Origin of the sequence: Kribbella sp. NPDC058245 (genome assembly GCF_042882005.1) — a bacterium.
Lineage (GTDB): Bacteria > Actinomycetota > Actinomycetes > Propionibacteriales > Kribbellaceae > Kribbella.
Window position 1 is genome coordinate 245,065 of record NZ_JBHVWY010000010.1, and the last position, 13,221, is coordinate 258,285.

Sequence of the window (13,221 nt, forward strand, 5' to 3'; positions counted from 1 at the left end):
GTAGAGGCCGGTTCGTGAGGACCCGGCCCGATGTGGAGGGGGTTCCATCATCATTACGCCGAACAAAGCCGTGCGAACGGCGATCGCAGCGGCTGGTGCCGCTGGCCTGGTCGTCTCGATGGCAGCGGTGAGCGCGTCAGCAGGAACGGCGGCGCCCGCCAGGCCCGCGCTGGCCCTGGTCTCGCCGGTCACCGATGTGACGGTGACGTCTGACGAGGACCGCGGTACCGATCTGAACCTCGGTGCCTACGTGGTCGCGGGTAACGCGCCGATCGAGGTGCGCGCGACGCGGGCGAACTACAACTCGCCGGTGGTCGCCAAGCAGATCGTGAACGGCAAGGCAGTCGCACTGCCCAAGGGTCTGGTCACGGACTTCTCCGGCCTGGGGAAGTTCCTGCACGTGACCCTGACCGACGCGAGTGGCAAGAAGGCGCTCGACATCGACCAGTCCCTCTGCCTGAACGGCGAGGGGTCACGCACTCGGCCGGACGCGCCGGCCACGTCGCCGTACCCGGACGGCTGCAATGCCAACCCGTTCACCCAGGGTGCGGTCTGGGGGCTGCAGACCGGCTGGTCGGCCAGCACCTACTCCTACGACCAGAAGCCGATCAAGCAGGTCGCCGAAGGTAAGTACAAGGCCATGGTCACGGTGAACAAGGCCTACCGCGACTTCTTCAAGATCCCGGCCGCGCAGTCGACGCTCTCGCTGAACGTCACGGTCGTGAAGGGTGACAGTTGCGACCCGGGGCACGGCATCCGGGGCTGCTTCGCAGGTCAGGGGGCCAAGAAGCAGGCTGCTCCGAAGGGTAAGGCGCTGGTGCCGCACGCCGCGCGGCCGACCGGCAGGGCGACGACGCCGAAGGGCCCGAAGCCGGACCTGGTCTCGGTGCCCGCGTGGGGGATCCAGGTCGCCCCGGGCGAGGAAGGCACCCCGGACGCCGGCAAGGACTTCCTGGCGTTCTCCGCGACCGTGTGGAACGCCGGCCCGTCGCCGCTGGTACTGGACGGTTTCCGCCGTCAGGGCAAGGACCTGATGGACGCGTACCAGTACTTCTACGACGACAAGGGCAAGGAGATCGGGTACCAGAACACCGGCACGATGGAGTGGGACCCGCGCGAAGGCCACACCCACTGGCACTTCACCGACTTCGCCCGCTACAGCCTGCTGAACGCCAAGCAGTCCGAGGTCGTCCGCAGCCAGAAGGAAGCCTTCTGCCTGGCCGCGACCGACTCGATCGACTACACGGTGAAGAACGCCAACTGGCACCCGTTCAACACCGACCTGCACACCGCCTGCGGCGACCACACGTCGCTGTCGGTGCGTGAGGTTCTGGATGTCGGATCCGGCGACACCTACGAGCAGTTCCGGCCGGGCCAGTCGTTCGACATCACCAACCTGCCGAACGGCGAGTACTTCGTCGAGGTGAAGGCGAACCCGGAGGGCAAGCTGTTCGAGGGCAACACCAAGAACAACGTTGCCCTGCGCAAGGTGATCCTCGGCGGCGTCAAGGGCGCCCGGACCGTCAAGGTTCCGGCCGTCGGCGTGATCAACGTTCCGTAACAGCGTTACGGGCCCCGAAGACCGCTCTCGCCGGCTGCCTTCGGGGCCTTTCGCTATCTCCGGGTCGGGCGCAACCGCGACCGCCGCGGCCTGGCGCCCGTCGTACAGCGTGGTGGACCTTGTGCACCGCTCGACCACTTTTCGTGCGTTGTCACTGTTGATGGGTGCTCAACGTGGCTCGGTGCCGACAGCTGAATGGTCTGCTGCTGGAGGGTGAGGCGGATCGGGACCTGATGCCAGGGGGAGCGAGTGCGCACCAGTACGACGCGGAAGCGTCCGTCGCGGCGCAGGCGGAGCCCGATCGCGATGGTGGCGATCGCCGGGACCAGACCGGCCAGGGAGAGGCTGACCCGGGCACCGAAGTGTTGCGCGATCAATCCGACCAGCGGACCACCGATCGCGCCACCGCCGATGAAGACCAGGTTGTACAGCCCGGACACGCGGCCGCGCAGGCCGTCCGGAGTGGTCAGTTGCACCATCGACTGGCACGCGGTCAGGAACATCAGCGTGGCCATACCCATCGCGGCCAGCACGGGGATGAAGGTCCACAGCGAGGGCTGAATCGCCGCGAGTACCTCAGTGATCGTCAGCAGACTCGCGATGCCCACCAGGTTCCGCAGCCGAGTCGGCCGAACCCTGCGCGCCGACAGCAACGCACCGGCCAGCGCCCCGACCGCGACCACCGAGTTCAGTACGCCGTACCCGGTGGCGCCGGTGTGGAAGACGCGGTCAGCAAACGCCGTGAGCGTCACGGGCAGGCTGATCGCGAACATGCCGTAGATGCCGACCAGCGCGATCGCCCAGCGGACAGCCGGCTCGTGGAACGCGTACTGCAGGCCGTCGCGGAGTCCGTCGCGGAGGCGCAGACCGGCTTGCCGCGCGGCTTTCCGGGCGGGCATCTCGCTCTCACGCATTCTGAGGAGTGCGGTGATCGAGGCGAAGAACGTGCAGGCGTTGATCGCGAACGCCCAGCCGGCGCCGAGCGTGCCGAGCAGCACGCCGCCGAGCGCCGGACCGATCATGCTGCCGAGCTGGAACGTCGACGAGACCATGCTGATCGCGTTCCGGACGCGGTCGCGGCCGACGAGTTCGGTGACGAACGATTGGCGCGTCGGGTTGTCGACGGCGGTGGCCAGCCCGAGGAACAGGGCCATCGCGTAGACCTGCCAGACCTGCACCTGGCCGGTGAAGGCGAGCAGTGCGAGTACGCCGGCGGCCGCGCCCATCGTGAGCTGCGTGACCAGCAGGATCTTCCGCTTCGGGAAACGGTCGGCGATCACGCCGCCGTACAGGCCGAGGAGGAGGGTGGGGAGGAACTGCAGGGCGGTGGTGATGCCGACCGCGGTGGCGCTGCCGGTGATCGTCAGCACCAGCCAGTCCTGGGCGATGCGCTGGATCCAGCCGCCGGTCGAACTGACCAGCAGACCGCTGACCAGGAGGCGGAAGTTGCGCACCTGCAGGGCGCTGAAAGTTTCGCGGAACCCTGGGCGGCGGAGGGGTTCGCTGTGTTTTGTTGGGGTGTTGTGACGGTGGTAGTCGGCTTCTCGGACAGGACCGCTGGTCCGGGTGGTCAAAGGAGATCCCTACACGAGTGGGTTGTCAGGGGAGGACAGGTCCATCCTTGTCTTTGGCCCTGAATTCCGACAGCGAATTACTCCTATTACTCTTATTGCGTCCCGTGATAGGAGGTCCATCGATGTACGACCCGGACCAGCTCCGGACGTTCCTCGCGGTCGCGCAGTCGCTGAGCTTCACCCAGGCGGCCGAGCGGCTCGGCATCCGGCAGCCGACGGTCAGCCAGCACGTCCGCAAACTCGAGGCCGCGGTGGGGCGGCCTTTGTTTTTGCGCGACACCCGCACGGTGACTTTGACCGCCGACGGTGACGCCATGGCCGGCTTCGCGCGAACCATCCTGGCGGCGCACGAAGAGGCCGCCGGGTACTTCACCGGCTCCGAGCTCCGCGGCCGTCTGCGCTTTGGCGTCACCGACGACCTCGCGCTGACTCCGCTGCCTCGGATCCTCCGCGACTTCCGTCAGCTCTACCCGCGGATCGACCTGGAGTTGACCGTCGCCCAGAGCCCCAACCTGCTCCGCCGCGTCGAGTCCGGCCACCTGGACCTCGCCTATGTCAAACACTCAGTAGGCACCAGCTACGAACCTGACGGCCGGCTGGTCCGCCGGGACCCGCTGGTCTGGGCGGGCATCGCAGGCACCCGCATCGCCCCGGACGGGCCTGTCCCGCTGGTCGCCTACCAAGCCCCCAGCCTCAGCCGCTCGCTCGGTGTGCAGACTCTGGAGCAGGCGGGTCGCTCCTGCCGGATCACCTGCATCGTCCGCGGCGTCAACGGCGTACTGGCTGCGGTCCGGGCCGGCCTCGGCATAGCCATCTTCGCGCGATCCCTGATGCCCGTGGACCTCGTAGAGCCACCACCGAGCGCAGGCCTCCCAGAACTGCCCGCCATCGACCTGGTCCTCATCACCAACCCGCGTGCCGCCAAGGAGCCTGCCGAAGCCCTGACCGCCGCAATCCTCGGCAGCAACGCCCCACTCAAGCCAGACGCTGCTTAGAGCGCATCTCCTCGGAAGATGAGTGCCACCACGCTCACGCCGGCTATGGCGATCGTGACGAGGAACGGCGCCTCTTTCCACGCCACGATCACTACGAGCAGTCCGGCGACGATGGCGAGGGTGATCCACCCGATGAGGCCTAGCGGTCCAGCCGGTGCGATCACCAGGAGTGCTGTGGCTGCGGCCAGGGGGAGTGGAGCTAGCAGACGGGCACTGGCGCCCAGCCGTTGCGGCCAGCCGCGTACACCCGTCTCCAGGTCGTCTTTCAGGTCCGGTACGACGTTTGCCAGGTGAGCGCCGACTCCGAGGAGCGCGGTCGCTGTGGTGGCCCACCACGGCGCCCACGTGTGGGTGGTCCCGAGTGTCACGAATGAGGGCAGTCCGCCGAAGGCAACGGCGTACGGGAGCCAGGAGATGACGGTCGACTTCAGTCCGAGGTTGTAGCCCCAGGCGCAGGCCACGAAGAGCAGGTGAACCAGTCCGGCCGCGAATCCGTTGGCCAGTGAGACGGGGATGGTGATCACCAGCATGAGCCCGGCTGCGACCGCCAGCGTGCGGCGACTCACCAGTCCGCGCACCACAGGTTTGTCTTTCCGGTTCACAATGGTGTCCCGGGCGGCATCTATCGCGTCATTGCTCCAGCCGATCGAGAGGTGGCCGGTGAGGATCGTTGCTGCGACCAGGAGACACCCAGCCGGACTACGCCCTGCCGACCACGCCACGGCAGTCACCAGCGCCGTGACCGCGACAGTCGGTCCGAGATGGCAGGCGAGTACCAGTCCCTTCAGCGCTCTCACCGAGCCCACGATGCCACGATGACGCGGATTGCAGCGGTCCGGCCCGCGTTGCCGCCGTACCGGTATCAGCAGGAGGAGCTCACCGACGCCTTCGCTGCGATCTGTCTGCCGGACGGCCGCGGCAACGCGCTGCTGCGGAGACTGCACGCCAACGCGGGTGTCTCGTCACGCCATCTGGCGCTTCCGCTGGAGCAGTACGCCGAGCTGAAGGACTTCGGCGCTGCCAACGACGCGTGGATCGCCGCTGCGGTCGATCTGGGCGCAGAGGCTGTGGCCGGTGCAGTAGCGGACGCAGGACTCGAGTTGTCGGACGTCGACGTACTCATGTTCACCACGGTGACCGGAGTGGCCGCCCCGTCGATCGATGCCCGCGTGGCGATGCGGCTGGGCCTACGGGAAGACGTGAAGCGGCTACCGCTGTTCGGACTCGGCTGTGTGGGTGGTGCGGCCGGCGTAGCCCGTCTGCACGACTACCTGCTGGCCTGGCCGAAGCAGGTCGCCGTACTGCTGTCTGTTGAGCTCTGCTCGCTCACTCTGCAGCGAGACGACTCCTCCCTGCCCAATCTGGTTGGGGGAGCGCTCTTCGGCGACGGCGCAGCCGCAGTGGTCCTGACCGGGTCTGAACATCCCGCCGCCGCCGGTCCGTCAGTGCTGGCGACCCGGAGCCGCCTCTACCCGGACTCCGAGCGCGTCATGGGCTGGGATATCGGCTCGGGTGGTTTCCGGATCGTGCTGGGTGCGGATGTGCCGGAGGTGGTGCGGAAGTACCTCGGCGGCGACGTACGGGGCTTCCTGGCCGACCATGGCCTGACTGTGCCCGAGATCGGTACATGGGTGAGTCATCCCGGCGGACCGAAGGTTCTGGAGGCAGTGGCCGAAACACTCGAGCTGCGGCCCGGTGCACTCGACCTGACCTGGAAATCGCTCGATGCGGTCGGCAACTTGTCCTCCTCATCGGTGCTGCACGTGCTCGGTGACACGCTCGCCCTGCATCCTTCGGGGATGGGCCTGCTCCTCGCCATGGGCCCGGGATTCTGTTCCGAGCTCGTCCTCCTGGAGTGGCAATGAACTGGTATGTAGTCCTCGTGGTGCTCGTCGGACTCGAACGCGTGGCCGAACTGGTGGTCTCGCTGCGCAACGCCAAGTGGAGCTTCGCCCAGGGCGGAGTGGAGTCCGGCAAGGGGCACTACCCGTTCATGGTGGTCCTGCACACCGGACTGCTCTTCGGGTGTCTGGCCGAGTCGTTCCACCGCTCGTTCATCCCAGCACTCGGCTGGCCCATGCTCGCGTTGGTGATCCTGTCGCAGGGACTGCGCTGGTGGTGCATCAGCGTGCTGGGACAACAGTGGAACACCCGAGTGATCGTCGTACCGGGTCTGCACCTGGTGGCGCGTGGACCGTACAAGTTCATCAAGCACCCGAACTACGTGGCCGTGGTGGTTGAGGGGATCGCACTGCCGCTCGTCCACACCGGCTGGATCACCGCTGTCGTGTTCACGCTGCTGAACATCCCGCTGCTCGCCGTACGCATCCGCTCCGAGGAAGCCGCGCTGAACGCAGCCCTGGTCAAGTGATCGACCTCCTGGTGGCCGGCTGCGGCCCCGCTGGTGCAGCGACCGCCATCCGGGCCACTCTGGCCGGTCTGTCCGTTGTGGTGCTCGAGCCTCGCCAGGGCCCGATCGACAAGGCCTGTGGGGAGGGGATCGCCCACAGTGCTGTCGACTACCTGGAACGCCTCGGCGTCTCATTGCACGGCCGTCCCTTCCACGGCATCCGTTACCTCGACGCGGACCATTGTGTCGACGCCCGCTTCACCGCCGGTCCCGGCCTAGGCGTCCGCCGGACAACCCTCCACCAAGCCCTGCTCGACCGCCTGGCGGATCTGAACGTCCCCGTCGACCACACCCGCGTCGGCCCCATCACCCAGAACGACACCTCCGTCAGCGCCGCCGGCCACACCGCGCGCTACCTGGCCGCCGCCGACGGCCTCCACTCACCCATCCGCCGCCAGTTGGGCCTGGGAGGTACGACGGGGGCTGCGCGTCGGGGACTCCGGCAGCACTTCCAGGTGTCTCCCTGGACGGAACTGGTGGAGGTGTACTGGTCGGAACTGGGGGAGGCATATGTGACGCCGGTGGACGAGGACCTCGTCGGCGTAGCTATCCTCACCACTGCCCGCGGCACGTTCGACTCGCACCTTGACGCGTTCCCCGCACTCAAGCGCCGCCTGTCCGGTGCCACACCTGCATCGGCCGTCATGGGAGCCGGACCGCTCCGGCAACGCGTCCACCAGCGGGTGTCCGGCCGAGTGCTCCTCGTCGGCGACGCAGCGGGCTACATCGATGCGCTCACCGGCGAAGGCATCGCCGTAGCGCTCCGCACCTCAGCTGAACTGGTCGACTGCCTCATCGACGACAGACCGGCCGACTACGAGGACGCCTGGCGCCGGGTGTCGCGTGAGTGCCGTCTGCTGACCGCATCGTTGCTCTGGGCCCGCAATCGCCGCCTGCTCGCGCCGCGCATCGTCCCGGCCGCAGCGCGCCTTCCGGGCGTCTACGCGCAGATCGTCAATCGGCTGGCCTGAGCTGTCGGCTTTCCGCCACCTTCTGTACCTCATCGACCACGCTCGGTACCCTCGCGGCAACCGCCCCCTCCTTCGCTTTCGAGGAGTCCGCCCATGAAAGCTTTAGCCGCCCTTGTCCTGCTGGCTGCCCTCACCGGGTGCGGTTCCTCGGTCGCGGCCTCGCCTCCCGGGCCGCCCGCGACCGCGCCCAGTGCGACTGCGCCCAGCGCGACCGCTCCCAGCGCGACCGCTCCCAGCGCGTCGGCGACCGAGTGGAAGATCGACCCGTCGTTCAACTCCGACGACCTGGCCTGGATCGAGCTGATGATCCCGATGGACGACCAGCTCCTGCGGGTGCTCGGGATGGCGGAGAAGCAGGCCGCCGACCCGGCCGTACGGGCGTTCGCGACCGCGGTGGCCAACGGGCACCGGACCGAGGTGGAGCAGTTCAAGGCGACCCGGACCCGCTCGGGCCTGCCGGTCCGCAACCCGCACGAGGGCCACGACATGCCCGGCATGATGACCGAACCCGAGATCGTTGCCCTCGGCAAGACCTCCGGACCGGCCTTCGACCAGCTCTTCGTGACGAACCTGAAGGAGCATCTGGACGAGTCGATCCTGCTGGCCGAGAACATCACCAAGATCGGCAAGGACGCCGCGACGAAGAAACTGGCCGCTTCGATCATCAGCAGCCGGGCGGCACAGCTCAAAGAGCTCGCAGCACTCTAGAAACATGTGTGGGCCCGGCGGTCGCTCAGACAACCGCCGGGCCCAGTGGGTTTGAGCTCCCTGGTGAAGAGCTCAACCCCGGTCACTCCTCGAGCTCCCTGGTGAAGAGCTCGATCAGCGACAAGGAAGACTCTGTCAGCCGGATGTTGCTCAACCATTGCCGATAAATGAAGCCTTGTTACATGAGCCTGTGGCATAGATCTCAGTGCTCAATGCTCCGTCCGGACCGCCGCGATCTGCAATTGCAATGCCAGTCGTGCCACTGGATCACTCAGATCGAGCGCGGTGATCTCCCCGATCCGCTTCATCCGGTGCCGCAAGGTGTTGGTGTGCAGGTGCAGCTCCCGGGCCGCGCGCTGCGGCTGTCCCGGAAACTCCAGCCACGCTTGCAAGGTTTCGACGAACCCGGTGTCGTGCTGGATGTCGTGCCGCAGCAGTGTGGCGAGCGGACCATCCATCTTGTTCACGTCCAACGACATGACCGCGCGGTGCACTGTCAGCACGTGCCACGCCTCCTCCACCCGCAATACCGGTCCGGGTGCGACCCCACGCCGTACAAGGCCTAGCAGTTCAACCGCCTCGGCCCGTGAGCTCGGCAGATCGGCCGGACCGCGTGCAGGGCCGCCAGCTGCAGCTATAGAGCCCTTCGCGTGGTCAGCCACCAGCTTGGCCAGCCAGGTCCACGAACCGGGGCCCTCTCCGTCCGTGACGACCGCTAGGACAGTCCCGTCCAGATCGGCGAGGTGCGGGTCGCTCCAGCCGTGCCGCCGCCCGGTCGACTCCCACAGGTCGAGCTGCTGCGGTACGTCGTACCCCTCCGGCGACGCGAGCGCGACAACTCGCCAGGGCTGAGGTGGCAGCCGTACGTCGACCGGGTTGTCCGGAGAGAACTGGCGGAGCAGCGTCCGCAGCCGATCGATCGCACTGCGCCGCGCCACGTCGGCCTGCGCTCGCAGCCGCAGCATGTGCAACGCCAGCACCGACGCAGCGTTGCTGAGCTCGGTCATGACCTCAGTACTCACCGGACCGTCCACCACAGCCCAGATGGACCCCAGCCACTCACCACCAGCCCGCACCGGTACGACGAGGCGCGGGCGGATGCCGTTGGGTCCGGCCGGGACCAGGAACGGCTCACTCGACCGGGCCAGCCGCCGGAAGATGCCTCTGGCTCGGAAGTGTGCGATCACCTCGGGCGGTACGCGGCGACCGACGATGGTCGAGACGCGGGCTGGGTCGGTGAAGTCCTGACCAGAGGAGTAAGCCAGAACCCGGGACTGGTTGTCTTCGATCGTCACCGGCGCATCTACGATCGCCCGGGCTGCATCAGCCAGTGCGAAGAGCTCCTGGTGCACACCGGCGTCACCAGCGACGGGGGAGTCCGGAGCGGCCGCTCTGTCGATCACACCGCGCAGCAGCCAGACCACGTGGGCCCAGGTCACGCTCGGCTGCAGTGCGACCAGCGTGAGCAGCCACCGCTCGGCTGCTGCGACCACGGCCGGTTCGCGGGCGAGCGTCGTACGGAGAACGACGCCAGAGGCGTTGCCGGCCGCACAGCGCTCCACGAGCTCCACTGCGTCCTCAGCGTCGCGTAGGCCCAGGCCGAGGACCAGATCGCCCGGGTGGCCGGTCGCAGGCTCCTGTGGGTCGGCCAGGAAGACGTCCCGCACCTCACTGTCGCCTTTGCCCGGCACCACCACCTCGAACAGGGCAGGACCGACGGCGGCGACCAGGTCAGGCGCGGTGATCATGAGGTTATTGTGCGCTGAGCACAGTCATTTGTCCCGCGAATGGTGTGATCGCACCATGACAGCTGTCTCAAGCGGACGCACCATCAATACATGGTCGCTGCAGACTCCACTCACATCGTTCCCGATCGCGTCGCCGTCGTCGGCGCGGGCATGGTTGGTCTGGCCACCGCCTGGTTCCTCCAGGAGGCCGGCGTCGAGGTCACCGTGCTCGACCGCGAGGGTGTCGCCGCAGGTGCGTCCTGGGGCAACGCCGGCTGGCTGACACCCGGCCTGGCCACCCCGCTGCCGGAGCCTGCCGTCCTCAAGTACGGCGTCCGTGCGGTGCTGAGTCCGTCCTCCCCGGTGTATGTCCCGCCGACCGCGAGCCCGCGGCTCCTCAATTTCCTCACCCGCTTCGCTCGCAACAGCACCGCCGGACGCTGGAAGACCGCGATGCAGTCGCTGGTCGGCATCAACCGGCAGGCCCTGCCGGCCTTCGACTTCCTGGCCAAGGCCGGGGTCGAGGCGCAGACCTACGAGGCCAAGTCCTTCCTGGCCGCCTACCGGACCGAGGCCGAGCGCAGCGTGCTGCTCGAGGAGATCGAGCAGATCCACGCCGCCGGCCAGGGCATCGAGTTCGAGGCGATCACCGGTGATGACGCCCGCGAGATCGAGCCGTCGCTGTCCGACGAGATCGGTGCCGCGATCCGGCTGCACGGTCAGCGCTTCATCAACCCCGGTGATTACGTCCAACTGCTGGCCGACTCGGTCGTCGCCCGCGGCGGCCAGATCATCACCGGCGTCGTGGTGAAGGACATCGTGGACGAGATCCGCGGCGTTCGCCTGGTCACCGGTGACGGTGAGACCGACCCGTTCGACGCGGTCGTGATGGCGACTGGCGCCTGGCTGACCGATCTGGCCAAGCGGTTCGGCGTACGGACCGTCGTACAGGCTGGTCGTGGCTACAGCTTCAGTGTGCCGATCGCGCATGTGCCTGCCGGTCCGGTCTACTTCCCGGCCCAGCGCGTCGCCTGTACGCCGCTCGGCGACCGGCTGCGCGTCGCCGGGATGATGGAGTTCCGCAAGCCGGAGGCGAAGCTAGACCCGCGCCGGATCGACGCCATCGTGGAGGCGGCCCGGCCGCTGCTGCGCGACGCCGACCTGGACGCCCGCACCTTCGAGTGGGTCGGCCCGCGACCCTGTACTCCGGACGGCCTGCCGATCATCGGTGCCACCGCGTCGCCGCGGGTGTTCGCCGCCGGCGGTCACGGCATGTGGGGCATCACGCTCGGCCCGATCACCGGCCAACTGCTGGCCGAGACCATCACCACCGGCCGTACCCCGGCCGAGCTCGCCCCGTTCGACCCCTTGCGCTGAATTCTTTCCAAGGAGGAACTGGCGTCGACCGGTCCCTCCGCCCGGTACTGACCAGCAGTCGAGTGAACCACCTCCGGACGGCAGCCTCACCCGCCCGGCAACCACCAGGTTTCACTCCACCACGGTCAGCACCCGGAGCGGGCCCTGGCGATGATCTCCTGCCCAGGGCCCGCTCCCATCAACGAACGCTGTGACATATACGAAAGGCCCCGGACTCCTGTCGGAGTGAGTCCGGGGCCTTCGTTCGTGTCTGGGATCAGTGCGTGTGCGGCTCGGTGCCGTGCTCGGCCTCGTGCGCCGCGATCTGCGCCCGGACCTCTTCCATGTCCACGGCGCGCAGCTGCGTGATCAGGTCCTCGAGAGCAGCGCTCGGCAGGGCGCCCGGCTGCGAGTACAGGACGACGCCGTCGCGGACGGCCATCAGGGTCGGGATCGAGCGGATCTCGAACGCCTGGGCCAGCTCGACCTGGGCCTCCGTGTCCACCTTCGCGAACTTGATGTCCGTGTGCTCCTCGGACGACTTCTCGAACACGGGCCCGAACATCTTGCACGGACCACACCACTCCGCCCAGAAGTCGACCAGGACGAGGCCTTCGCCCCCGACGACCGTGTCGAAGTTCTCCTGGGACAGCTCGACCGTTGCCACTACGACCTCCGAAGTTAGACGACTACACGCGCTTCAACACCGAACCACCCGTGAGTGTTCCCAACGCTCAGATCGGCATGTCGATGAACGGGGAAGCGTAGTCCTGGACCTCTTGGAGGATCGACGCAGCGTCCTCGACGGACAGCTCGGCCCGCTCTTGTTCGGCGATGATCATCTGTTTGAGCAACCGCGTCTCACCGGCCGTGGCCAGACCGGTGATCTCCGGATGCCCGTTCAGCAGCCAGGCTGTGGCCGCCGTCACATAGCGCTGTTCGTCGAACGGCCGGTACCACGTGTCGTACGTCTTCTCCTCGCCGTCCCGCCAGCCCCGCCGGGCGATCATCTTGATCGTCATCAGCGCGGCATCCGAAGCCTGTACGGCGTCAACCAGCTCGGCGTAGTCCGCGGCGTACTGGGGATCGGTGGAGAGGTGGTAGTTCAGCGGGGTGAGCACACTGTCGAAGTCGAACCGGCGCAGACCCTCACGGTGTACGGCGGGCGCCTGCGCGGTGTGACCGGTGATCCCGATGGCCGACGCGAGGCCCTCCTCCTTGGCCCGGATCGCGGCCTCGAGCGAGCCGCCCTTGCCGGTGACGAGGTCGAGGTTCTCCAGATCACAGACCGCATGCATCTGGATCAGATCGACGTGGTCGGTCTGCAGCCGCTCCAGCGAACGGTTGATCTCGCTCCACGCCTCTTCGAAGGTGCGGCGGCCGGTCTTCGTGGCGAGGAAGATCCGGTCCCGGATCTCCGGCATCCGCGGGCCGAGCCGCAGCTCCGCGTCGCCGTAGTCGGCCGCGACGTCGAAATGGTTGATCCCGGCGTCCAGCGCCTCCTGGATCGAGGCGTCGGCCCGGTCCTGGTCGACACCGCCGAGTGAGGCGGCGCCGAAGATCAGTACCGAGCTCTGGTGGCCGAGCCGGCCGAGTCGGCGAGTTTCCATCCTGGTCCTCCAGGGGTAGCAGGGGGTACTGCGACCCTATGCCCGGTGCGGAGGGTTTTGACCCCTCGCCACGGGAGAGTTTTCCACAGGGGAGCTCGCGGATCGGTTACTATGCGTGATCAGTTGGTGTGGTCTTTTACCATGTTGTTCGCACGGGTTTTCGAATCTGTCTGCGGCGTGTGGCATGGTGTGCGCTGCCTGATCGACGACGCGGGAATGAGAGAGGAGCTATGGCGACGGTACCGAAGGTGTCACTCTTGCCGTTTGAGGGTGATACTGCCCGCCAGTGGGGTAACAGTAAGGCTGCGG

At 67.5% G+C, this 13,221-nt stretch carries 12 protein-coding genes; 7 read left to right on the plus strand and 5 right to left on the minus strand.

What is annotated here, in order from left to right; genetic code table 11:
- Window positions 1-70: 70 nt before the first annotated feature.
- Window positions 71-1,561 carry a lysyl oxidase family protein gene (locus ACFVWG_RS24245; RefSeq protein ID WP_391545662.1) on the plus strand — a complete coding sequence of 497 codons (1,491 nt, stop codon included), beginning with the start codon at window positions 71-73 and terminating at the stop codon, window positions 1,559-1,561.
- Between the two features lie 53 nt (window positions 1,562-1,614).
- On the opposite strand, the gene ACFVWG_RS24250 is transcribed toward ACFVWG_RS24245, so the two are convergent.
- Window positions 1,615-3,015, minus strand: a complete 1,401-nt coding sequence (locus ACFVWG_RS24250) for an MFS transporter (RefSeq protein ID WP_391545663.1) — start codon at window positions 3,013-3,015, stop codon at window positions 1,615-1,617.
- Window positions 3,016-3,257: 242 nt separating this feature from the next.
- Between ACFVWG_RS24250 and ACFVWG_RS24255 the strand changes: the two genes are divergently transcribed.
- The gene (locus ACFVWG_RS24255; protein ID WP_391545664.1) at window positions 3,258-4,130 is read left to right on the plus strand and encodes a LysR substrate-binding domain-containing protein; all 873 of its coding nucleotides are present in this window, start codon (window positions 3,258-3,260) and stop codon (window positions 4,128-4,130) included.
- On the opposite strand, the gene ACFVWG_RS24260 is transcribed toward ACFVWG_RS24255, so the two are convergent.
- On the minus strand, window positions 4,127-4,927 hold the full coding sequence (locus tag ACFVWG_RS24260; RefSeq protein ID WP_391545665.1) for a UbiA family prenyltransferase: 801 nt from the start codon (window positions 4,925-4,927) through the stop codon (window positions 4,127-4,129). The genes ACFVWG_RS24255 and ACFVWG_RS24260 overlap by 4 nt on opposite strands.
- Window positions 4,928-4,945: 18 nt before the next feature.
- Between ACFVWG_RS24260 and ACFVWG_RS24265 the strand changes: the two genes are divergently transcribed.
- The 4 genes from ACFVWG_RS24265 to ACFVWG_RS24280 all read left to right on the plus strand — a co-directional run bounded on the left by ACFVWG_RS24265 (window position 4,946) and on the right by ACFVWG_RS24280 (window position 8,219).
- Window positions 4,946-5,995 (plus strand): type III polyketide synthase, encoded by a 1,050-nt coding sequence (locus ACFVWG_RS24265; RefSeq protein ID WP_391545666.1) that lies wholly within the window; start codon window positions 4,946-4,948, stop codon window positions 5,993-5,995.
- On the plus strand, window positions 5,992-6,501 hold the full coding sequence (locus tag ACFVWG_RS24270; RefSeq protein ID WP_391545667.1) for an isoprenylcysteine carboxyl methyltransferase family protein: 510 nt from the start codon (window positions 5,992-5,994) through the stop codon (window positions 6,499-6,501). Before ACFVWG_RS24265 ends, ACFVWG_RS24270 begins: the two co-directional genes overlap by 4 nt.
- The gene (locus ACFVWG_RS24275) at window positions 6,498-7,511 is read left to right on the plus strand and encodes an NAD(P)/FAD-dependent oxidoreductase (protein ID WP_391545668.1); all 1,014 of its coding nucleotides are present in this window, start codon (window positions 6,498-6,500) and stop codon (window positions 7,509-7,511) included. Before ACFVWG_RS24270 ends, ACFVWG_RS24275 begins: the two co-directional genes overlap by 4 nt.
- A gap of 93 nt (window positions 7,512-7,604) precedes the next feature.
- Window positions 7,605-8,219 carry a DUF305 domain-containing protein gene (locus ACFVWG_RS24280; protein WP_391545669.1) on the plus strand — a complete coding sequence of 205 codons (615 nt, stop codon included), beginning with the start codon at window positions 7,605-7,607 and terminating at the stop codon, window positions 8,217-8,219.
- 209 nt (window positions 8,220-8,428) lie between these two features.
- Here ACFVWG_RS24280 and ACFVWG_RS24285 read toward each other — a convergent pair whose 3' ends face one another.
- Window positions 8,429-9,967 (minus strand): PucR family transcriptional regulator, encoded by a 1,539-nt coding sequence (locus ACFVWG_RS24285; protein ID WP_391545670.1) that lies wholly within the window; start codon window positions 9,965-9,967, stop codon window positions 8,429-8,431.
- A gap of 90 nt (window positions 9,968-10,057) precedes the next feature.
- On the opposite strand from ACFVWG_RS24285, the gene ACFVWG_RS24290 reads away from it, so the two are divergent.
- Window positions 10,058-11,323, plus strand: coding sequence for an NAD(P)/FAD-dependent oxidoreductase (locus ACFVWG_RS24290; RefSeq protein ID WP_391545671.1), 1,266 nt, complete (start codon window positions 10,058-10,060; stop codon window positions 11,321-11,323).
- Between the two features lie 256 nt (window positions 11,324-11,579).
- On the opposite strand, the gene trxA is transcribed toward ACFVWG_RS24290, so the two are convergent.
- Together trxA and ACFVWG_RS24300 are read right to left on the minus strand one after the other, a co-directional pair.
- Window positions 11,580-11,969: a thioredoxin gene (gene trxA, locus ACFVWG_RS24295; RefSeq protein WP_391545672.1), complete on the minus strand. Its 390-nt coding sequence runs from the start codon at window positions 11,967-11,969 to the stop codon at window positions 11,580-11,582.
- A 67-nt stretch (window positions 11,970-12,036) separates the two neighbouring features.
- Window positions 12,037-12,912 carry an aldo/keto reductase gene (locus ACFVWG_RS24300; RefSeq protein ID WP_391545673.1) on the minus strand — a complete coding sequence of 292 codons (876 nt, stop codon included), beginning with the start codon at window positions 12,910-12,912 and terminating at the stop codon, window positions 12,037-12,039.
- Between the last annotated feature and the right edge of the window lie 309 nt (window positions 12,913-13,221).